16 protein-coding genes are annotated in these 22,102 nt (G+C 42.9%); 8 read left to right on the top strand and 8 right to left on the bottom strand.

Going from position 1 to position 22,102, the window contains the following annotated elements:
* Positions 1 to 474 precede the first annotated feature (474 nt).
* The 3 genes from AC1TO5_RS17895 to AC1TO5_RS17885 all read right to left on the bottom strand — a co-directional run bounded on the left by AC1TO5_RS17895 (position 475) and on the right by AC1TO5_RS17885 (position 4,787).
* On the bottom strand, positions 475 to 1,743 hold the full coding sequence (locus tag AC1TO5_RS17895; RefSeq protein ID WP_482064204.1) for a tyrosine-type recombinase/integrase: 1,269 nt from the start codon (positions 1,741 to 1,743) through the stop codon (positions 475 to 477).
* Positions 1,744 to 1,850: 107 nt separating this feature from the next.
* Positions 1,851 to 2,441 (bottom strand): stalk domain-containing protein, encoded by a 591-nt coding sequence (locus tag AC1TO5_RS17890; protein ID WP_482064198.1) that lies wholly within the window; start codon positions 2,439 to 2,441, stop codon positions 1,851 to 1,853.
* 369 nt (positions 2,442 to 2,810) lie between these two features.
* Entirely contained in the window at positions 2,811 to 4,787 is a 1,977-nt protein-coding gene (locus tag AC1TO5_RS17885) for a glycoside hydrolase family 127 protein (protein WP_482064197.1), read from the bottom strand.
* A 91-nt stretch (positions 4,788 to 4,878) separates the two neighbouring features.
* On the opposite strand from AC1TO5_RS17885, the gene AC1TO5_RS17880 reads away from it, so the two are divergent.
* On the top strand, positions 4,879 to 5,787 hold the full coding sequence (locus AC1TO5_RS17880; protein WP_482064196.1) for a helix-turn-helix transcriptional regulator: 909 nt from the start codon (positions 4,879 to 4,881) through the stop codon (positions 5,785 to 5,787).
* Positions 5,788 to 6,208: 421 nt separating this feature from the next.
* Here the strand turns inward: AC1TO5_RS17880 and AC1TO5_RS17875 are convergent, their stop codons facing one another.
* From AC1TO5_RS17875 to crcB (AC1TO5_RS17865), 3 genes are all read right to left on the bottom strand, one after another.
* Positions 6,209 to 7,198, bottom strand: a complete 990-nt coding sequence (locus AC1TO5_RS17875; protein ID WP_482064195.1) for a glycoside hydrolase family 43 protein — start codon at positions 7,196 to 7,198, stop codon at positions 6,209 to 6,211.
* Between the two features lie 98 nt (positions 7,199 to 7,296).
* Positions 7,297 to 7,656, bottom strand: a complete 360-nt coding sequence (crcB, locus tag AC1TO5_RS17870; protein ID WP_482064194.1) for a fluoride efflux transporter CrcB — start codon at positions 7,654 to 7,656, stop codon at positions 7,297 to 7,299.
* Positions 7,653 to 8,036 (bottom strand): fluoride efflux transporter CrcB, encoded by a 384-nt coding sequence (gene crcB, locus AC1TO5_RS17865; RefSeq protein ID WP_482064193.1) that lies wholly within the window; start codon positions 8,034 to 8,036, stop codon positions 7,653 to 7,655. The genes crcB (AC1TO5_RS17870) and crcB (AC1TO5_RS17865) overlap by 4 nt, the downstream gene beginning before the upstream one ends.
* Before the next feature lie 149 nt (positions 8,037 to 8,185).
* Between crcB (AC1TO5_RS17865) and AC1TO5_RS17860 the strand changes: the two genes are divergently transcribed.
* Together AC1TO5_RS17860 and AC1TO5_RS17855 are read left to right on the top strand one after the other, a co-directional pair.
* A complete protein-coding gene (locus tag AC1TO5_RS17860) occupies positions 8,186 to 8,509 on the top strand; it encodes an alpha-helical endospore appendage domain-containing protein (RefSeq protein WP_482064192.1) in 324 nt (107 codons plus the stop codon).
* 31 nt (positions 8,510 to 8,540) lie between these two features.
* Positions 8,541 to 8,882 carry an alpha-helical endospore appendage domain-containing protein gene (locus AC1TO5_RS17855; protein WP_482064191.1) on the top strand — a complete coding sequence of 114 codons (342 nt, stop codon included), beginning with the start codon at positions 8,541 to 8,543 and terminating at the stop codon, positions 8,880 to 8,882.
* 316 nt (positions 8,883 to 9,198) lie between these two features.
* Here AC1TO5_RS17855 and AC1TO5_RS17850 read toward each other — a convergent pair whose 3' ends face one another.
* Together AC1TO5_RS17850 and AC1TO5_RS17845 are read right to left on the bottom strand one after the other, a co-directional pair.
* Positions 9,199 to 9,792 (bottom strand): hypothetical protein, encoded by a 594-nt coding sequence (locus AC1TO5_RS17850; RefSeq protein WP_482064190.1) that lies wholly within the window; start codon positions 9,790 to 9,792, stop codon positions 9,199 to 9,201.
* Positions 9,776 to 10,222, bottom strand: a complete 447-nt coding sequence (locus tag AC1TO5_RS17845) for an alpha-helical endospore appendage domain-containing protein (protein WP_482064189.1) — start codon at positions 10,220 to 10,222, stop codon at positions 9,776 to 9,778. The genes AC1TO5_RS17850 and AC1TO5_RS17845 overlap by 17 nt, the downstream gene beginning before the upstream one ends.
* A gap of 226 nt (positions 10,223 to 10,448) precedes the next feature.
* On the opposite strand from AC1TO5_RS17845, the gene AC1TO5_RS17840 reads away from it, so the two are divergent.
* The 5 genes from AC1TO5_RS17840 (at position 10,449) to AC1TO5_RS17820 (ending at position 22,099) form a co-directional block, all read left to right on the top strand.
* The gene (locus tag AC1TO5_RS17840) at positions 10,449 to 10,577 is read left to right on the top strand and encodes a hypothetical protein (RefSeq protein ID WP_482064188.1); all 129 of its coding nucleotides are present in this window, start codon (positions 10,449 to 10,451) and stop codon (positions 10,575 to 10,577) included.
* A gap of 80 nt (positions 10,578 to 10,657) precedes the next feature.
* The gene (locus AC1TO5_RS17835; RefSeq protein WP_482064187.1) at positions 10,658 to 11,983 is read left to right on the top strand and encodes a cytochrome ubiquinol oxidase subunit I; all 1,326 of its coding nucleotides are present in this window, start codon (positions 10,658 to 10,660) and stop codon (positions 11,981 to 11,983) included.
* Positions 11,984 to 11,994: 11 nt separating this feature from the next.
* The gene (locus tag AC1TO5_RS17830) at positions 11,995 to 13,008 is read left to right on the top strand and encodes a cytochrome d ubiquinol oxidase subunit II (protein WP_482064186.1); all 1,014 of its coding nucleotides are present in this window, start codon (positions 11,995 to 11,997) and stop codon (positions 13,006 to 13,008) included.
* Positions 13,009 to 13,013: 5 nt separating this feature from the next.
* Positions 13,014 to 13,121, top strand: coding sequence for a cytochrome bd oxidase small subunit CydS family protein (gene cydS, locus AC1TO5_RS17825; RefSeq protein ID WP_482064185.1), 108 nt, complete (start codon positions 13,014 to 13,016; stop codon positions 13,119 to 13,121).
* Positions 13,122 to 13,237: 116 nt separating this feature from the next.
* Positions 13,238 to 22,099, top strand: a complete 8,862-nt coding sequence (locus tag AC1TO5_RS17820) for a beta strand repeat-containing protein (RefSeq protein WP_482064184.1) — start codon at positions 13,238 to 13,240, stop codon at positions 22,097 to 22,099.
* Positions 22,100 to 22,102: the final 3 nt, after the last annotated feature.

Raw genomic sequence — 22,102 nt, 5'->3', positions numbered from 1 at the left:
CATCTGACTTCTTGAAATACTTCACAAACCTAAATGTTGCCATGCTATCATTTTTATATGTCTTAATGACTTCATCTATATTGCTTTTTCCCCTTAAGGTTTCTGTTCATTCTATTTTGATTTATGGTTTTCATCTGGGTTGTCTGACATTATAGTTGGACCTACAACTGGTGCGGTTCATGGTGCGAGGATAAACTAATTATTCTTGTAATTAGATTTAATAATCGTTTCTACTTACTACAACGAGATACGATCTAGTATTGTTGCTACTTCTGTTTGCTTTTATTAGCACTTGTATTTATATAGTTTTACCAATCCAGATGTTTCACATATCACATTATTTGCGTATTTCGTTTATAGTGCCTAGATCTGTTGTTGTGCGTATTTCGTGTTATTTCATTCCTTTAGTCTATTTGCGTACTTTGCAGACTTCGACTTGATCTTCCTTCCGCCAGTGGTTGCCTGCCACGCTACTTACATGTCCAATGGGCTTTTTATGCTGCGTGCGTTGATGTTTGTTACGTGGGTGTACTTTTGAGTTGTACTTATATGTTCGTGACCTAGTAGTTCTTGAATATAGCGTATGTCTATGCCGCCTTCTAGTAAATGTGTGGCAAATGAATGTCTGAGTGTATGCAGCGTTACTTCTTTATGTATAGTAGTCTTGGCCAACACTTGTTCAAATACTTTCTGTACCGTTCGCTCTGTAATATGACCTTTGCTTTGTTGACCTGGAAAGAGCCAACTTGTTAACTTATAGTTAGCTTTATACTGTATGATCGCTTGCCACGCTGCTTCAGATAATAAAGTATAACGATCCTTTCTACCTTTTCCTTGGCGAATCCGCAGTAATTGTCTATCGAGATCAAAATCCTCCAACTTCAAGCGAACGACTTCACTTACTCGTAACCCGGATGAATAGGTAATCATAATGATGGCACGATGTTTTTCATTTTGAATAGTTTTGAAAATGAGTTTGATTTCAGCTAAAGACAATACTTGCGGCAATTTCTTCTCCGTCTTTGGTCTTACATATTGAGTTGTATCAGTTTGCTGTAATACATGCTGTGAGTAGAATTTACATGCACTAATTGCTTGGTTCACGTAGGAGTGTGAGCGATCCTGGTCCAGAAGTAGAAGAGCGTATGCTTCAACAACACCCTTAATTACATCACTTTTTAACTCTCTTGCTCTCATATAATCGATAAATCGTGTAATATGTCCCCTATATACGGAAATCGTCTTTTTACTGTACCCTCGTAGTTTTAGCTCTTGTTGAAGGATGTCAAGTTGCAGTTGCACTGCCTCTGATTGAAGTATTTTGGATATGGGAAATCCAGTGGTCTTGGTAGTAGTTGAAGCATCCGATGTCTTTAACAATTTTGCTGCAGTTGTCCGTGAAGTGATGTTTGCATAGTTTTCATGCTCAGAAGGCACTTTCTCATTCTTGTTAACATTTACAAACCCTTGCGGATTAAGAAATTGTTCCAGCTCCATCTTCTTTCTTGTAAATGCTCGGCAATGGGCTAATAGATAACATTCATCCTGTAAAAGTGTTTCAACAGTGATGTTTTTCTCATGCAATAGTTCGATTAACTGTGTAACAGCTACAATGGTGTATGGAATTAGCCACACTTTCTGATGTTGATCGTACCACCTGCGATTGATCTCTTTTACTTTTTGAATGATCTCCGCATTGTATCGGAACGATAGAACTAGCCACTCTTCATTTTGCTTGGTCACATAGATCAATGAACACGCCTCCATTATACCATATTATACAATTACTAGAAACGATAAAAAGGTCCCAAGCATTAGCTCGAGACCTGATTCTTTCGGTCAATCATTTATTATTTGATACTAATATAAATTTTGTTATTATCTTTGTCAAATCTAATCGTAGCTCCTAGATCGCCTACAATATCTCTAATCGGTGCATACGTCGTATTATTTTTAGTAATAACGCTTTTACTAGACATTGACAGAGTTGAACTCTTTTTATTTTTTGTGATTTTGATCGTATCTGACGTCTTATCTATTTCAAGAGTTGCACCTATTGCTTTTACGACGCTTCTAACTGGGAAATAGTTACTGTTCTCTTTAATAAGTATATCATTGTCTAATTTGACTAAAGAATCATTAACATACAATTGAACCGTTGATTTTTCATATTCTACTTTTTTGACAGTTGTAGCTTTCGATGTGCTTGTACTGCTACTGCTTTTCTTAGTTGATTTGGAGCTTGTGGAACTCGAACTGCTACTTGTAGATTTCGGACCTGAATGATAATGATATCCGGTACATAAACCTTTGCTTACTGATTTCGCAGAGCAATTATGTCCTCCATTCGCATCTGTTCTACCCGAATGAGCAGCCGTTGTTGGTACGAACAATGCAATAGATAGAAGCATAACGATAAATAATTGAATTGGTTTCCTCATAATGTCCCCCATAAATGTGTATTAGGATATACTTGCTTGAAATTTAGTTTTCTTATGCAATTTATGTATGATCATATCATTCCTATATCCAGTATCCATACCTAGTATTATACATTTATATTATAAAATTGGTAGGGAATAATAGTATTTTAGTACTATAATGTAGGTTTGTAGCCTCATACTGCAGTTTTACGAAATTCATTTATGTAATAAAAATCAATATATTATAGTTATCGGATTAGTTATTTAATTGCAGAGAACGACAACATAGACTATTCGACCATTAGCATAACAAAAATCCACATCTCAATAGTTAGAATGAACTTCTAACATTAGACGCGGATTAATATTAATGCATAATTACTTTGATTACTTTGCTAACTCATTAACCCATACCATCATTTCACCCTCGCCACGATTAGCCCATGTGTAGTAAGGAATGAACGTAAGTGCAATTGGCTTTTCTTCGAATGCTACATCAGCAGCATACAGCTGATCTGACCATGCTTGAGCGTTAATGCTGACCCCTTCGGCTTCAATCGTATATACACCATCCGCCAGATCATTGTTGAATTTCAAAGTGAGGTCTGCATCGCTCGGTAGCTTTACTTGCTGTAGTAATTTCCCGTTATCTGCTTCCTCGATGCAGTATACAATTGGTCCGCGCTGAAGCGCAACTTTCCCTGCATTTGCTTTCACTTTCGGATGACTCTTCATACGTTTAATACTCATATCAAAGTTTAATTCTACAATATCGCCAGTTTGCCATTGACGCTTAATCATCGCATAACCATCTTCAGTAATTTCGGCAACTTGAAGCTCTTTCCCATTTACGAGAATCGTCGTTTGTGGCGACCAGTTCGGAATACGAATCGCTAAGTTCATCTCTACTTGCGCAGTTGTCGTCAGCTCATATTTCACTACTCCACTCCAAGGTAAGTCAGAAGCTTGCTTCAACGTTACAGTAGAACCATCAATATTCAGTTCTGTAGTCCCACCGATAAATAAATGCGAATACACGGTGTTGCCTGACACGGAATACATATAATCGCCTAATGATGCTAGCAAACGAGCTAGGTTAGGAGGGCAGCAAGCACAACCAAACCATTCTTGACGAACTGGCTTAACATGGTTGTAATTTTTATTATGTCCATTGCATTGCTCTGGTTGTACTTCCAGAGGATTAACATAGAAGAAATGCTTACCATCCAATGACATACCTGAAATTACTGTATTATAAAGCGCACGCTCCATCACATCAGCGTATTCGCTTTTTGTCTCAAGTTGTAGCATCCGCTGTGCTGCAAAGATTAAGCCGATGGAGGCACATGTTTCGGAATAGACGGTATCATTAGGCAGGTCATAATCTACCGAGAAAGCTTCTCCATGAACCATAGAACCAATTCCGCCAGTGATATACATTTGCTTATGAACGATGTTGTTCCATAATGTACGACTAGCTTCTATTAAGCTCGCATCTTTCGTTTCTTTCGCAATGTCGATCATTCCTGCTAGCATATAGACAACGCGAACGGCGTGCCCCACTGCTACATCCTGTTCACGCACAGGTTTGTGTACTTGGAAATACTCAGGATCAATTTGAATACGACCATTATGCCAAATACTGCTCCAGTCACGCTTTTCAGCTTCTTCTACAAAGAATGTATTCGTTCCACGCTGATCGATAAAATATTTACTTAATTGAAGATATTGATCTTCGCCGGTAATATGATAGAGCTTAACTAAGGCAAGCTCTATTTCTTGATGTCCATCATAGCCTTGAATTTGACCTTCTCCATTACCGAACACATTTCCAATATCATCAGCCATCCGACATACGATATCAAGTAGTTGACGTTTGCCAGTTGCTTGATAATAAGCGACACCTGCTTCGATCATATGTCCAGCGGTGTATAACTCATGCGCTTCTGTTAAGTTTTTCCATCTCAGTTGAGGTTCCTTAATAATGAAGTAAGTATTAAGATATCCCGTAGCTTGCTGTGCTTTTTCAATAATTGTAATCATATCGTCAGCGATCGCTTCAAGCTCGGCATTCGGCTCCTTACATAGTAAATAAGCAACTGCCTCTAGCCATTTCGCGACATCAGTATCCTGGAAGACGAAACCGTAAAATTCTCCTTCTGCTAATCCCGCAGCAATTTTGAAGTTTTGTACAGCATGGCTTGGCTCGGCTCCTTCTATGCGATCATTGATAGCTTCCCATTGATACGGAACAACGACATCTCGTACTAACTGTATGTATTGACTCCAGAATGGATCAACAATATTAACTTGCTTCATCGGAATAAATTGAATAGGTTTTGTCAATTGAATGGGTGCTGTCATAATTACACTCTCCTATTGTATTATTAGTTTCTCACACTCTATAAAGCTATTTTATGTGTTACTATGAATATATACGATACAGAATTCCAACTTGATTATTATAAAATTTCACACTAACGGAGTGATTATAATTAATGCTATAAACTATTTATATTTCAATGCTCCGCCCTCGCCCTACTATTTAGAAAGCGGTTTTCAAGTTCACGAAACGGGTGATACTCATCCGAATCGAACGAGTTTAGGATTTTTTGACTTCATTCTTGTTCGAGAAGGCACTTTACATATTGGTGAAGATCACGAGCATTGGCAATTAGAAGCTGGTCAATCGCTTATTTTATTGCCTAATCAATCTCATTATTCTGTGAAACCAGCACAAGGTCATATACTGTTCTACTGGATTCATTTTCAAAGTATAGGTGCATGGACGCAAAGTGATCAGGAGCATATTAAGCTTAATATTGAGGAACATCAGCAATGTTTTTACCCCACTCCATACACGATTCAATTACCGAAACATACGACCTTTCCTTATCCTCAACAAGCGTTTCAATTACTGGAGCAGATGAATGAGGCTAATACAGAAAGAGAATCGAATGCCTATTGGAAAAAGCAGCATGCTTTCGAGCAGCTACTGAAGATGATGGATATGAGGCAGAATAATGATGATGTGACACCAATCGTTAGATTAGCTGAGCAAGTGGAAAACTTTATTAGAAACCATTATCAGGAATCAATTACAAATGAACGGCTCTCCTTCACCTTCAATTATCATTACAACTATATTACGCGAGCAATGAAGCAAATGTATGGCATGACGCCTAATGAATATGTGATGAAAGTTCGTATTGATCAAGCGAAGAGCTTATTACTCAATACACACTGGACAGTTTCTTCAATCGCAGAACATGTTGGGTTTGAAAACATCCCTTATTTCTCGAATTGTTTCTCCAGGTATATCGGAGTATCCCCTTCCCAATTTCGCAATAAATTTTATGAATAAATAAAGAGAGATCTCTCGGATATTTCGTTGAATGATGTGAAATACTGAATGAGTCTGACTGAATTAGCTGCAAAAAGTTAGCTTATACTTTCGAAGCGACTTTTTGTCACTTAGAAGCTAGTCGTGAAGGTCGGGTGAGTCCGCAAGTTGGTGAATGGCATGCTGGTTCAAGTCATCTCCTGGAGTACAGCACTGAAAACGATTCGTTAATGATAGCGCTGATCATCGTGAAGTAGGAACGAAAACGTAAAAACCTACCTTAGTAAGCATACGATTAAGCTACAAGCTGTTTGCAGCTAAGTAGTAGATCGTAATTGCCTTAAGGTAGGTTTTATTATTGTGATCAATTATAATTAATTTCAACATCTATTAGAGCAGATGATGTAACTGACTGTCTTTATCGTTCGTATAGTAATAACAATTACGCCTGCTCACCGTATGGGAAGATCGTTACAATTGTACCGTCTTCGTTATACTTTAGCTCGGTAAATTTCACGCTACGTTTGTGGTTAACGCCACCCGAAAGCGAGCAATCATGATAGAATAGATACCACTTATTTTTGAACTCAACAATAGAATGATGCGTTGTCCAACCAAGAACCGGCTCAAGAATTCTGCCTCTGTACTGGAAAGGTCCTGTTGGAGACGTGCTCGTTGCATATACAAGATAATGTGTAGAACCTGTTGAGTAGCTCAAATAGTATAGCCCGTTATATTTATGCATCCACGGACCTTCGAAATATCTACGATCCAAATCACTCGCAAGCAGAGGTGCGCCATTCTCGTCGACAATAACAAGCTCTTGAGGATCTGTTTTGAAAGTAAGCATATCATCGGACATCTCAGCTACTACTGGACCAAGTGCTGGACCATTTACATCAGGATCTGCTGCATCTGCAATAAATTCCCCTGACTGCCACTTTTCAAGCTGGCCCCCCCATAGACCACCATAATACATATAAGCACGATCATCTTCATCAACAAATACTGCGGGATCGATGGAATAGCTTCCAGGAATATAGTTTTCTTCAGGCTTAAATGGACCTTCAGGCTTATCACTTGTCGCTACACCAATACGGAAAATTCCATCATGGTCGCGTGCTGGATAATAAAGGTAGTATATATTATTTTTGAAGGCTGCATCTGGAGCCCACATCTGAGCACTTGCCCATGCAACATCACGAATATGAAGTGCTTCACCATGATCAATAACTGGAGCATCGATATCATCCATCGATAGAACATGATAATCCTCCATTTTGTATTGATCACCATTATCGTTATCAGGGCCATCATGATCCAAGTCATGTGATGGATAAATGTAAATTTTATCATTAAATACATGTGCAGAAGGATCTGCTGTGTAAATATGTGTTACAAGAGGTTCATTTTGCTTCGTTAATTTAGTCATTATACGTTCTCTCCCTGTATAGATTATTTAGTATTCTGTATTAATGTACACGCGTTCATTATTGCCCATATTGGTAGCGTTGTCAATAGTTATTTTTATTACTTGAATAACCAATAGCCAACATATGCAGCTGCTAAGCCTACTGTAACTGAAGCGATCATATAACTAAACGCCTTGATGTACTGCTTTTGTTTCATATACATGACCCATTCATAACTAAATGTTGAGAATGTTGTGAATGCTCCAAGAAAACCAACACCGAGCAATAACCATATCCATTGTGTTAATATCGTCCGTTCATATGCTGAGAAAAGACATCCAAGCACTAATGATCCTAATATATTAACAAGAAAGGTAGCTCTAGGAAAATCATCCGTATTTTTAGTGCCGTAATAATAACTAATATAATATCTAGCGCAAGCACCTAACGCCCCCATCACACCAATCGCTAGAATCATGTAGCTACCTTCCTTCTCCTAAACTTTTCTACTACTATTATGGCTAACATAGCGGCAAAACCTCCGCCGACAACATTTCCCAACATATATAGTAAAGCAGCTCCATATTGTTCTTGCTCCAAATAGCGTAGCATATCAACTGAAAATGTAGAAAACGTAGTAAATGCTCCTAGCAAGCCTGTTCCGAACGCCCAGCGGATTTCTTGATGCCAGCGCATCTTAATTGTTACTACACTATACAATAACGCTAATAAGAAACTCCCAATAATATTGATCCATAGTGTAGCCAGTGGTTGCATCGCTATCCACTGCTCGCTAATGCTATATCTCATTATCGCTCCAATAAAGCCACCTACTGCTATATATCGATAGGCCTTCATGTGGTTCATCATCCTTTAAATAACGTTGTAATTTATGATACCAACACTCCAAGCGATCACATGTAAATAGTTAATAATACTTATGACATAAGACATGCTTATCGTACCATATATTAAATGAAGTGAGAACTTTTAAGGAGTGATCTTCATTGTCTCAAGCCAATATCCCCAACATCACGCCGGATATTACGGTAACGAAGGAGCAAAGCCTACATCTTTTACTTAGCTCGGTTGCTATGAATGAGCTAGCATTCTCCCATCTTATTAATGCTCAAGCGGAGAAATTACAAGCGTTCGTAGCTTTCGCTAATGAAGCAACCAGTCTCAACACGAATGATTTTATCCAAATGAACAGAGCAGTGTCAACATTTATTGAAGATTTGACCATGGGACAATGGCTTAACTTGAAAAAACTCGATCGTACAATAGCTTTGCTCGATAAAGATGATTTCGACGACGATTATGATGAATAATCTACATTCCATAAGTGAAGGAGTGCATTAAATGTCATTACCTAATATCCCAAATATTGATCCCCAAATAACCCTCTCCACGGAAGACGTTTACAACCTATTAATGGCTTCAATAGCGATGAAAGGTCTTGGACTAAGTCACCTTGTCAACGCCGAGGCTGAGAAAGTACAATTCGCTTTGGGGACGCTTCATGCTGCATATGATCCTGCCTGTTTGGACGATATTTTGAAAATTAACGATTCTGTACGTAAAACTATGAGTAGTGTTATGCAAACAGAGTTAATATTACTTATGCAATTATCCACTACAATAGAAAGCTTTTGCGAAACACCTTCATGCGAAGAAGATTCTGATTCTGATTGTACTGAGTAAAACAATAGAGACGCTCAAACTTTATAATGAAGTTTGAGTGTTTTTGCTGTTTGTTAGATTTCAGATTAGATTCTAATAAGCTTAGGTGTATGTCGCCATATTGTGTCTTTCTCTCTCTATCTCGCATATTGTATATCATTACGAACAGATTGAGAGGGATTACAATGAGTAGAAACCATTCAAGATGTAAATGTAATAGAGTAAATAGACGCAATCATAACTGTCTTTGCAATAACCGACGCAATGCAGTGAGCGTACGTCGACAGACTAGACGAATTAATTCATGCTGTTAATTACTCTACAATACAAAGAAATCCTAGTCTTTTTTCAAGACTAGGTTGGATGATGTTACAATCGGTTCCAATATCGCGATTTGACCAATTTGACCTGATATACCGACTGTTTTTAAGTAGTCGGTATAATTCATATTTCCTCGTAATGTAAATTTTTGCTTACGCTCCGCTTGATAGGATCGTTTATTCATTTCTCCATTAGTCGCTGTATACTTAGCTTCAATTGAAATACCTAGATCCTCCTCAAGATTTTTGTGCCTTGAATCTTTTTGCAGACCTGGTTTCAACTTACTAACAATATTGATTATATTCCAAATTCGAGGAGAGTATAGTTTAATAGATTTGTCTGATACACTCCTTGTATTGGAGCGATTTCGTACATAGACATCCTCTATTTCTTCAAGTCGAGGGAATAGTTCATTAATCTTTTGATACGTTCTCATTTGCATAAGGATCGCGTCTTCTATATTAACTCGTAAGTGAGGAAGCTGATTTTCAATTTGTTTGTCGATTTTCTCAAGAGTCTCAATATTAGCTTTTACTACGGTTGCTAGCCTCCAAATGATCCCTTCCGCTTGCTCAATATATTCAATTTCTTCCTTATTCAGCTCGTTCACCTTGCTCAAATAGCTTTATTGATGAGTCAAGAAGCTTAATATGAATTCTTTGCTTCTCATTGAGTGAATCAATAACCTTTCCCACCGTTTCTTGAAACACTACAATCTCTTGTCTTGTGGGATGTGAAGAATATTGACGATCTTCAGAAAGAAATGCTTGAATATGTACCGCTTCAGCTTGAAGTAATTGTGATAACGCTGTTTGATCATATAATAGTAGCTCTAACCATTGAATATATAAGGCCCTTACTCGCTCACCATGATTGATTTCTACTGGAGGTTCATCAGAAGAAATTTGTGAGCGTTGATGGACCTCTTCAATCAACGGTTGATCTATATCCTCCATCTCGAATTCTAACTGAATGACTTCATCTATTATATTAGCTTGTTTCATTAAATCATCATTATTCATATGTTCATACCACTGCAATACATACACCCCCATTACTTATATATATGTATAGCTTTATTTAGTGGGATATTATCTTACAAGTCATGCCTCATACTTACTATATGAAGAGATTAAAGCAATCATGACGAATATCCCTTTCCTTCTTTTCCGTTAAATTTATTAAACCTATACATATATTTTCTATCAAATGGAAAGATATATACAGCTGAACAAGTAACTACTTCCAATATTTAAAGGAGCCGACATGAAAAATACGCTATGGTCCAAAGAGAATCGCGATAAAAAAATTCAATTTCAAGAAAAGAAATTGATTACGGTATGTTTCATCGTTGCTGGCATTATGTCACTAGCCTTGTTGCGTAAATGGTTGTAGCTTACGCTTTCGAAGTGACTTTTTGTTTACAAAAAGCAGCATAAGAAAGCTAACAAAAAGTTTTAGGAGAGAATAACAATATGAGCTATGATCCAGTAGTATTTAGTAGAATGTTAACGTCATTAACTTTAGCGTTTCATATTATCTTTGCAACAATTGGGGTCGGGGTTCCTTTATTTATAGCACTTGCTGAATGGATCGGCATCCGTAAAAATGATTTTGAATACATACTTATGGCACGACGCTGGGCACGCGGATATATCATAACCGTTGCCGTAGGCGTAGTGACAGGAACTGCTATTGGTCTACAGTTAAGCTTATTATGGCCAAGCTTTATGCAAGTAGCGGGGCAATCCATTGCTCTTCCGCTGTTCATGGAAACGTTCGCCTTCTTCTTCGAAGCGATTTTTCTAGGGATCTATATGTACACCTGGGACCGTTTCAAAAATAAAAGAACACATCTATGGCTGCTTATTCCCGTAGTTATCGGGTCATCAGCATCAGCTATCTTCATTACCATTGTAAATGCATTTATGAATTACCCTGTAGGATTTACATATTTAGATGGGCAAATTGTAGGGATCAATCCTTATAAAGCAATGCTTAGTCCAGCGATGCCATCGAAAGTGGCACATGTGTTATCATCTGCCTATTTAACATCAGCATTAATACTTGCTGCCATTGCTGCCTTCGCTTATTTGAAAGGTCAAAGACATCGCTATCATCGTAAAGCATTAAAGCTAACGATGATTTGTGCATTTGTATTTATGCTTTCAACTGCGCTAATTGGCGACATTTCCGGCAAATATCTCGCTGTTTATCAACCAGAAAAGTTAGCTGCTACCGAATGGCATTTTGAGACAGTTTCACAAGCACCATTAGTGTTCGGTGGGACGCTCGATGAAAATCGCAACATTAAAAATGCGCTGATTATTCCGTACGGCTTAAGCATCTTAGCATTTAATAATCCTAATGCTGAAGTAATAGGATTGGATCAATTTCCTGAAGAAGATTGGGCTCCGTTATGGATCCACTATATCTTTGATATGAAAATGAGTTATGTCGCACTGCTTACTGCAATAACCACTTTGTTCATCGTTCAATTAGTTCGCAAGAAAGGGAATATATATCGCAAGTGGTTGCTATGGTCTGTCGTTATAGCCGCACCACTTGCTATGTTGACGATAGAGCATGGTTGGATATTTTCAGAGGTCGGCCGACAACCATGGATTCTTCGTGGATTGATGAGAACTGCCCAAGGTGCAACAAAATCTGATCATGTTGATCTAATGCTACTGTTGTTCTTTCTACTGTATCTTGTCCTTGGTATTACTTCGACTAAAGTACTTATCAAAATGTTCCGTAACAATAAGGCTGAAGATGAACTTGCCTTATATGAAAAGTAAAGGGTGATAATATGAGCTATGAGGTACTTGGGATCACTGTTCTTTGGACGTTTCTATTCGGATATCTAATAATAGCGTCCATTGATTTTGGAGCGGGATTTTTCGTCTATTACAGTACCATTTCTGGTACAAGACATTTGATCCATAACATTATAGATCGATATCTCTCCCCTGTCTGGGAAGTGACCAATGTTTTCTTTGTGTTTTTCTTTGTTGGGATCGTAGGCTTTTTCCCGGATACCGCCTTTTATCTAGGAACTGCTTTACTTATCCCTGGAAGTATTGCGATCGTGCTAATCGCCATTCGCGGCGCATATTACGCATTCAATCATTATGGAACGACAAAAAAATCTTGGTATACCTTGCTTTACGGTGCAAGTGGGCTCTTGATTCCAGCTGCATTATCTACCGTACTGACTATTTCAGAAGGTGGCTATATGGAGGTTAACGAAACTGGACAAGTTATCTTCCTAGTGAAAAAACTGTTCACAAGCTCTTATTCATGGAGCGTTGTTATTTTGGCAGTAATTAGTGTGTTATATATTTCGGCGATGTTTCTCACTTATTATGCTGATAAAGCCCACGATCTAGCCGCTTATCGAGTAGTACGTAATTATGCTTTAGTTTGGAGCATTCCAACGATATTAAGTAGCTTGTTTGTATTCTTTGCTATCTACAATCATAATCGTGAACATTTCGACAATATGTTAAATATCGCATGGGTCTTTGTTCTATCGTTGATTTGCTTTATTATTGCTGTTTCCCTTGTATTGAAAAACAAGAAACTTGGCTGGTCATTCATTTTTGTAATGTTGCAATATGGTTTTGCGTTCTATGGATACGGAGCAGCTCATTTGCCATATGTACTCTATCCGTACGTTTCAATCTATGAGAACTTTACGAATGAAAGTATGGCCATAGCATTAGTCGGGGTCTTTATTCTCGGACTCGCATTACTAATACCTTCACTTTACTTATTAATGCGACTATTTCTTTTCAATACTTCCTATGTTAAAGGAGAATGAACGTAATGACGTATCAAGATTTTATTATTTTCGTTTTACCTTTGCTCACTGTAGTAGTAGCTGTTGTATTACTATTTATTTGGGGAGCATTCGGCAACACGAATGAAAAGTGACTTCGTACCGTTCAACCTAGAATGATATCTTGATAATTTATGCTATTTCATCACAATGCAATCAATAAAGTAATAGAATACCTCTAATGATGCAGATTAGCAGGTGGTGAATAGCAGTGACAGATGACGATTCTTCAATACCTACTCCCTATTCCATTTCAAGAGAAGATGCAATTAATAGATTAATTGCATCTATCGCGCTTGAAGAAATCGGATTAAGCCATATATTAAATTCAGAAGCCGAAAAAATTCAGTACGCACTCGGTACAATTCCAGGTCAAACTCCTACACATTCTACAATTAAGGAACTTCTACAAATTAATGAAAGTGTTAGACAAACGATAAAAAGTGTTACAGAAGCCACTAAAGTATATCAAGCAAAATTGGAAACAGCATTATCCATTCCGACAATGTACGGACCAACTGGTCCCACGGGACCGACCGGTCCATCCGGTGATCCGTCAGGAGCTACTGGGAATACCGGAACTACGGGTGCCACTGGTATCCAAGGAAATACTGGAATCCAAGGAGATACTGGACCTATCGGGCCTTCCGGGATTCAAGGAATCACTGGAACTACTGGTGTTACTGGTGTCCAAGGAGCTACCGGAGCTACCGGAACTACGGGGGCTACTGGCATTCAAGGAATTACTGGAGCTACCGGAGTTACTGGTATTCAAGGAATAACCGGAACTACAGGTGTCACTGGTATTCAAGGATTCACTGGACCTACAGGCATTACTGGTATCCAAGGAGCTACCGGAACTACGGGGGCTACTGGCATTCAAGGAATAACCGGAACTACAGGTGTCACTGGTATCCAAGGAATCACTGGAGCTACAGGCGTTACTGGTATTCAAGGAATTACTGGAGCTACCGGAGTTACTGGTATTCAAGGAACTACTGGGGCGACCGGAGCCACTGGCGTTCAAGGAATTACTGGACCTTCGGGAGTTACGGGTATTCAAGGAATAACTGGGCCTTCGGGAGTTACGGGTATTCAAGGAATAACTGGGCCTTCGGGAGTTACGGGTATCCAAGGAATTACTGGCGCTACAGGCGTTACTGGCATTCAAGGAACAACTGGACCTTCAGGGGCTACTGGAATCCAAGGAGTTACTGGAACTACAGGCGTTACTGGTATCCAAGGAATCACTGGAGCTACAGGCGTTACTGGTACTGAAGGAGCAACCGGACCCACGGGAGTTACGGGTATTCAAGGAGTTACTGGACCTTCGGGGGTTACGGGCATCCAAGGAATCACTGGAGCTACAGGCGTTACTGGTATCCAAGGAACAACTGGAACTACGGGTGCTACTGGCATTCAAGGAATTACTGGATCTACAGGTAGCACTGGCATCCAAGGAATCACTGGACCTACAGGTGTTACTGGTATTCAAGGAATAACTGGACCTTCGGGAGCTACTGGTATCCAAGGAGCTACCGGAACTACGGGTGCTACTGGCATTCAAGGAATTACTGGATCTACAGGTAGCACTGGCATCCAAGGAATAACCGGAACTACAGGTGTCACTGGTATTCAAGGAATTACTGGAGCTACCGGAGTTACTGGTATCCAAGGAATTACTGGAGCTACGGGTATTACCGGCATCCAAGGAACTACCGGAACTACGGGAGTCACTGGTGTTCAAGGTGCAACTGGACCTTCGGGGGTTACGGGCATCCAAGGAATCACTGGAGCTACAGGCGTTACTGGTATCCAAGGAACAACTGGAACTACGGGTGCTACTGGCATTCAAGGAATTACTGGAGCTACAGGTAGCACTGGCAGCCAAGGTATCACTGGACCTACAGGTGTTACTGGTATTCAAGGAATAACCGGAACTACAGGTGTCACTGGTATTCAAGGAACTGCTGGGTCTACGGGAGTTACGGGCATTCAAGGAATCACTGGTGCTACAGGCGTTACTGGTATTCAAGGAGTTACCGGACCTACAGGTATCACTGGTATTCAAGGTGCAACTGGACCTTCCGGAGTTACTGGTATCCAAGGAATCACTGGAGCTACAGGCGTTACTGGTACTGAAGGAGCAACCGGACCCACGGGAGTTACTGGTATTCAAGGAACAACTGGGGTGACCGGAGCCACTGGTATCCAAGGAATTACTGGACCTACAGGAGTCACTGGTATCCAAGGAGTTACTGGATCTTCCGGAGCTACTGGCATTCAAGGGGTTACTGGAACTACCGGGGCCACTGGAGTTCAAGGAACAACTGGAGCTACGGGCATTACGGGTATTCAAGGAACTACTGGGCCTACAGGTAGCACTGGCATTCAAGGAATTACTGGATCTACAGGTAGCACTGGTATTCAAGGTGCAACTGGACCTTCGGGAGTTACGGGTATCCAAGGAACGACTGGGCCTACGGGAGTTACGGGCATTCAAGGAATTACTGGAGCTACAGGTAGCACTGGCAGCCAAGGTATCACTGGACCTACAGGTGTCACTGGTATCCAAGGAATTACTGGACCTACGGGCATTACCGGTATTCAAGGAATTACAGGGTCCACCGGTGTCACTGGTATCCAAGGAACGACTGGGCCTACGGGAGTTACGGGCATTCAAGGAATTACTGGAGCTACCGGAGTTACTGGTATTCAAGGAACTACTGGGACGACCGGAGCCACTGGCGTTCAAGGAATTACTGGCTCCACTGGAATTACTGGTATCCAAGGTCAAACTGGGCCCACGGGCGTTACTGGCATTCAAGGTGAAACCGGACCTTCCGGAGATACTGGTATCCAAGGATTTACTGGACCTTCAGGTGCCACTGGTATCCAAGGAATCACTGGACCCACCGGCATTACTGGTATCCAAGGAGTAACTGGTTCGACGGGTGCAACTGGCATTCAAGGTGAAACCGGAGCCACCGGCGTTACTGGAGTTCAAGGAGATACTGGACCTACAGGTGACACCGGAATTCAAGGAGTAACTGGACCTACTGGAGTTACTGGAGTTCAAGGAGAACCTGGCTCCACTGGAACTACCGGAATCCAAGGAGAAACCGGACCGACCGGTGTTACTGGAATTCAAGGAATAACTGGACCCACTGGCGTTACTGGTATCCAAGGTCCAACTGGGCCAACGGGCATTCAAGGTGAAACCGGACCTTCCGGAGATACTGGTATCCAAGGATCTACTGGACCTACAGGTGCAACTGGTATCCAAGGAATCACTGGACCCACGGGCATTACTGGTATCCAAGGAGTAACTGGTTCGACGGGTGCAACTGGAGTTCAAGGAGAAATCGGACCAACCGGTATCACTGGTATTCAAGGAAGTACTGGACCTTCGGGGGCTACTGGAATCCAAGGAGCTACCGGAACTACGGGTGCTACTGGCATTCAAGGAATTACTGGAGCTACAGGTAGCACTGGCAGCCAAGGTATCACTGGACCTACAGGTGTTACTGGTATTCAAGGAATAACCGGAACTACAGGTGTCACTGGTATTCAAGGTATCACTGGAGCTACCGGAGTTACTGGTATTCAAGGAACTACTGGGGCGACCGGAGCCACTGGCGTTCAAGGAATTACCGGGCCTACAGGGGCTACTGGTATCCAAGGAATTACTGGACCTACGGGCATTACCGGTATTCAAGGATTCACTGGAACTACAGGCATTACTGGTATTCAAGGAGCTACCGGAACTACGGGCATTACCGGCATTCAAGGAGCAACTGGACCTACCGGAACTACGGGAGCCACTGGTATCCAAGGAACAACTGGAACTACCGGGGCCACTGGTGTTCAAGGAATCACTGGGCCAACAGGTAGCACTGGCAGCCAAGGAATCACTGGAGCTACAGGCGTTACTGGTATCCAAGGAGCTACCGGAACTACGGGGGCTACTGGCATTCAAGGATTTACTGGATCTACAGGGGCTACTGGCATTCAAGGAATTACTGGGGCTACGGGTATTCAAGGAGTTACTGGACCTTCTGGCGCTACGGGTGCTACTGGAACCACTGGCAGCCAAGGAATCACTGGAGCTACAGGCGTTACTGGTATCCAAGGAACGACTGGACCTACGGGAGTTACGGGCATTCAAGGAACGACTGGGCCTACGGGAGTTACGGGCATTCAAGGAATCACTGGAGCTACAGGCGTTACTGGTATTCAAGGAGTAACTGGAGCTACAGGCGTTACTGGTATTCAAGGAGTAACTGGAGCTACGGGTGCTACTGGCATTCAAGGAATTACTGGATCTACAGGTAGCACTGGCAGCCAAGGTATCACTGGAACTACAGGTGTCACTGGTATTCAAGGAATTACTGGATCTACAGGTAGCACTGGTATTCAAGGAACTACTGGGGCGACCGGAGCCACTGGTATCCAAGGAATTACTGGACCTACGGGCATTACCGGTATTCAAGGAATTACAGGGTCCACCGGTGTCACTGGTATTCAAGGATTCACTGGACCTACAGGCATTACTGGTATCCAAGGAGCTACCGGAACTACGGGAGCCACTGGTATCCAAGGAACGACTGGGCCTACGGGAGTTACGGGCATTCAAGGAATCACTGGTGATACAGGCGTTACTGGTATTCAAGGAGTTACCGGACCCACGGGTATCCAAGGAATTACTGGAACTACAGGCGCTACTGGTATCCAAGGAACAACTGGAATGACCGGGGCTACTGGCATTCAAGGAATTACAGGTCCTACGGGCATTACCGGTATACAAGGAACAACTGGGCCTACCGGAGCTACTGGTATTCAAGGAGCAACTGGCATTCAGGGAGTTACTGGACCTTCCGGAGCTACTGGCATTCAAGGAGTTACTGGAACGACCGGGGCCACTGGAGTTCAAGGAACAACTGGAGCTACGGGCATTACGGGTATTCAAGGAACTACTGGGCCTATAGGTAGCACTGGCATCCAAGGAATCACTGGAACTACAGGCGTTACTGGTATTCAAGGAGCTACCGGAACTACGGGCGTTACTGGTATCCAAGGAATCACTGGAGCTACAGGCGTTACTGGTATCCAAGGAACGACTGGACCTACGGGAGTTACGGGCATTCAAGGAATCACTGGAGCTACAGGCGTTACTGGTATTCAAGGAGTAACTGGAGCTACGGGTGCTACTGGCATTCAAGGAATTACTGGATCTACAGGTAGCACTGGCATCCAAGGTATCACTGGACCTACAGGTGTTACTGGTATTCAAGGAATAACCGGAACTACAGGTGTCACTGGTATTCAAGGAATTACTGGGCCTATAGGGGCTACTGGTATCCAAGGAATTACTGGGTCCACCGGTGTCACTGGTATTCAAGGAGTAACTGGAGCTACAGGCATTACTGGTATTCAAGGAGCTACCGGAACTACGGGCGTTACTGGTATCCAAGGAACGACTGGGCCTACGGGAGTTACGGGCATTCAAGGAATCACTGGAGCTACAGGCGTTACTGGCGCGACTGGTATCCAAGGAGTTACTGGACCTTCCGGAGCTACTGGCATTCAAGGAGTTACTGGAACTACCGGGGCCATTGGAGTTCAAGGAATAACTGGAGCTACGGGCATTACGGGTATTCAAGGAACTACTGGGCCTACAGGTAGCACTGGCATCCAAGGAATCACTGGAACTACAGGCGTTACTGGTATTCAAGGAGCTACCGGAACTACGGGCGTTACTGGTATCCAAGGAATCACTGGAGCTACAGGCGTTACTGGTACTGAAGGAGCAACCGGACCCACGGGCGTTACTGGTATTCAAGGAACAACTGGGGTGACCGGAGCCACTGGTATCCAAGGAATTACTGGACCCACAGGAGTCACTGGTATCCAAGGAGTTACTGGATCTTCCGGAGCTACTGGCATTCAAGGGGTTACTGGAACTACCGGGGCCACTGGAGTTCAAGGAACAACTGGAGCTACGGGCATTGCGGGTATTCAAGGAACTACTGGGCCTACAGGTAGCACTGGCATTCAAGGAATTACTGGATCTACAGGTAGCACTGGTATTCAAGGTGCAACAGGACCTTCGGGAGTTACGGGTATCCAAGGAACGACTGGGCCTACAGGTAGCACTGGCATTCAAGGAATTACTGGATCTACAGGTAGCACTGGTATTCAAGGTGCAACAGGACCTTCGGGAGCTACGGGTGCTACTGGCATTCAAGGAATTACTGGATCTACAGGTGTTACTGGTATTCAAGGAATAACCGGAACTACAGGTGTCACTGGTATTCAAGGATTCACTGGACCTACAGGCATTACTGGTATCCAAGGAGCTACCGGAACTACGGGAGCCACTGGTATTCAAGGAGTTACCGGACCCACGGGTATCCAAGGAATTACTGGAACTACAGGGGCTACTGGCATTCAAGGAATTACAGGTCCTACGGGCATTACCGGTATTCAAGGAACTACTGGGCCTACCGGAGCTACTGGTATTCAAGGAGCAACTGGCATTCAGGGAGTTACTGGACCTACGGGCATTACCGGTATTCAAGGAACTACTGGACCCACGGGTATTACAGGTATTCAAGGAATTACTGGATCTACAGGTAGCACTGGCATCCAAGGAATTACTGGATCTACAGGTAGCACTGGCATCCAAGGTATCACTGGACCTTCGGGAGTTACGGGCATTCAAGGAATCACTGGAGCTACAGGCGTTACTGGTATTCAAGGAGTAACTGGAGCTACAGGCGTTACTGGTATCCAAGGAACAACTGGAACTACGGGTGCTACTGGCATTCAAGGAATTACTGGATCTACAGGTAGCACTGGCATCCAAGGAATCACTGGACCTACAGGTGTTACTGGTATTCAAGGAATTACTGGAGCTACCGGACCTACCGGAACTACGGGAGCCACTGGTATCCAAGGAACGACTGGGCCTACGGGAGTTACTGGTATTCAAGGAGTAACTGGAGCTACCGGGGCTACTGGCATCCAAGGAATCACTGGACCTTCCGGAGTTACGGGCATCCAAGGAATCACTGGAGCTACAGGCGTTACTGGCATTCAAGGAATTACTGGATCTACAGGTAGCACTGGTATTCAAGGAACTACTGGGCCTACAGGGGCTACTGGTATCCAAGGAATTACTGGACCTACCGGAGTCACTGGTGTTCAAGGTGCAACTGGACCTTCGGGGGTTACGGGCATCCAAGGAATCACTGGAACGACCGGGGCTACTGGCATTCAAGGAATAACTGGTTCGACGGGTGCAACTGGAGTTCAAGGAGAAATCGGACCAACCGGTATCACTGGTATTCAAGGAAGTACTGGACCTTCTGGGGCTACTGGAATCCAAGGAGCTACCGGAACTACGGGTGCTACTGGCATTCAAGGAATTACTGGTATCCAAGGTGAAACTGGGCCAACGGGCGTTACTGGCATTCAAGGTGAAACCGGACCTTCCGGAGATACTGGTATCCAAGGATCTACTGGACCTTCAGGTGCCACTGGTATCCAAGGAATCACTGGACCCACCGGCATTACTGGTATCCAAGGAGATACTGGTTCGACGGGTGCAACTGGAGTTCAAGGAGAAATCGGAACTACGGGTGCTACTGGCATTCAAGGAATTACTGGATCTACAGGTAGCACTGGCATCCAAGGTATCACTGGACCTACAGGTGTCACTGGTATTCAAGGAACTACTGGGACGACCGGAGCCACTGGCGTTCAAGGAATTACTGGACCTACCGGGGTTACTGGCATTCAAGGAGAAACCGGAGCCACCGGCGTTACTGGAGTTCAAGGAGATACTGGCTCCACTGGAATTACTGGTATCCAAGGTCAAACTGGGCCCACGGGCGTTACTGGCATTCAAGGTGAAACCGGACCTTCCGGAGATACTGGTATCCAAGGATCTACTGGACCTTCAGGTGCCACTGGTATCCAAGGAATCACTGGACCCACCGGCATTACTGGTATCCAAGGAGTAACTGGTTCGACGGGTGCAACTGGCATTCAAGGAATTACTGGAGCTACAGGTAGCACTGGTATTCAAGGAATTACTGGAGCTACCGGAGTTACTGGTATTCAAGGAACAACTGGACCTTCGGGGGCTACTGGCATTCAAGGAATTACAGGTCCTACGGGTATTACAGGTATTCAAGGAATTACTGGACCTTCGGGAGTTACGGGTATCCAAGGAATTACTGGGGCGACCGGTGTCACTGGTATCCAAGGAATCACTGGACCTACCGGGGTTACTGGCATTCAAGGAATCACTGGAGCTACAGGCGTTACTGGTATTCAAGGAACAACTGGACCTTCTGGGGCTACTGGCATTCAAGGAATTACAGGTCCTACGGGTATTACCGGTATTCAAGGAACTACTGGACCTTCGGGAGTTACGGGTATCCAAGGAATCACTGGAGCTACTGGTGTTACTGGTATTACCGGACCCACAGGCATTACTGGCATTCAAGGAAGTACTGGGCCTACCGGGGCCACTGGTATCCAAGGTCCAACCGGGCCTACTGGAGCGACTGGACCCAACATTATGAGTACTGGAATCTCCGTCAATCGAGCAGCTACCAATCTTAATGCAGGTGCACAAATTGGGAACTGGCTATCAGCAGACCCCTACTATACTTCCGCTGATTTCAACGCAACAACTGGAGTTTATACTGTTCCAATTACTGGACGTTATCAGATTAGTGTAACGATACCATATAAAACTACTGCTACTATCGGTATTCAATTAGGTGCTGGAAGCGAGCCTGCTATTATACTACGAAGAACTGCGCCAACTGCAACTGATCTCGCACGAAGTCCATTCCCAGTATTAGATGTAAGTATTCTACTCTTATTAACGCTTCGAGTTTTACTCGCCTCAGGTAGTGTTATTATTAATACCGAAGTCAATCTCTCAGCTGGTGATCAACTTGCAGTATTCTACGATAACTCTGGATTAACTATTAATCTCAACTTAGGATCAGGATCCAATGTAGGGCAAATATGGTCTATTCACCGAATCACTTAACAA

It is taken from the genome of Paenibacillus sp. Y930 (assembly GCF_056786375.1).
Note: the sequence above shows the minus strand (reverse complement) of the source record. Positions and strands in the feature narration are given on the sequence as shown.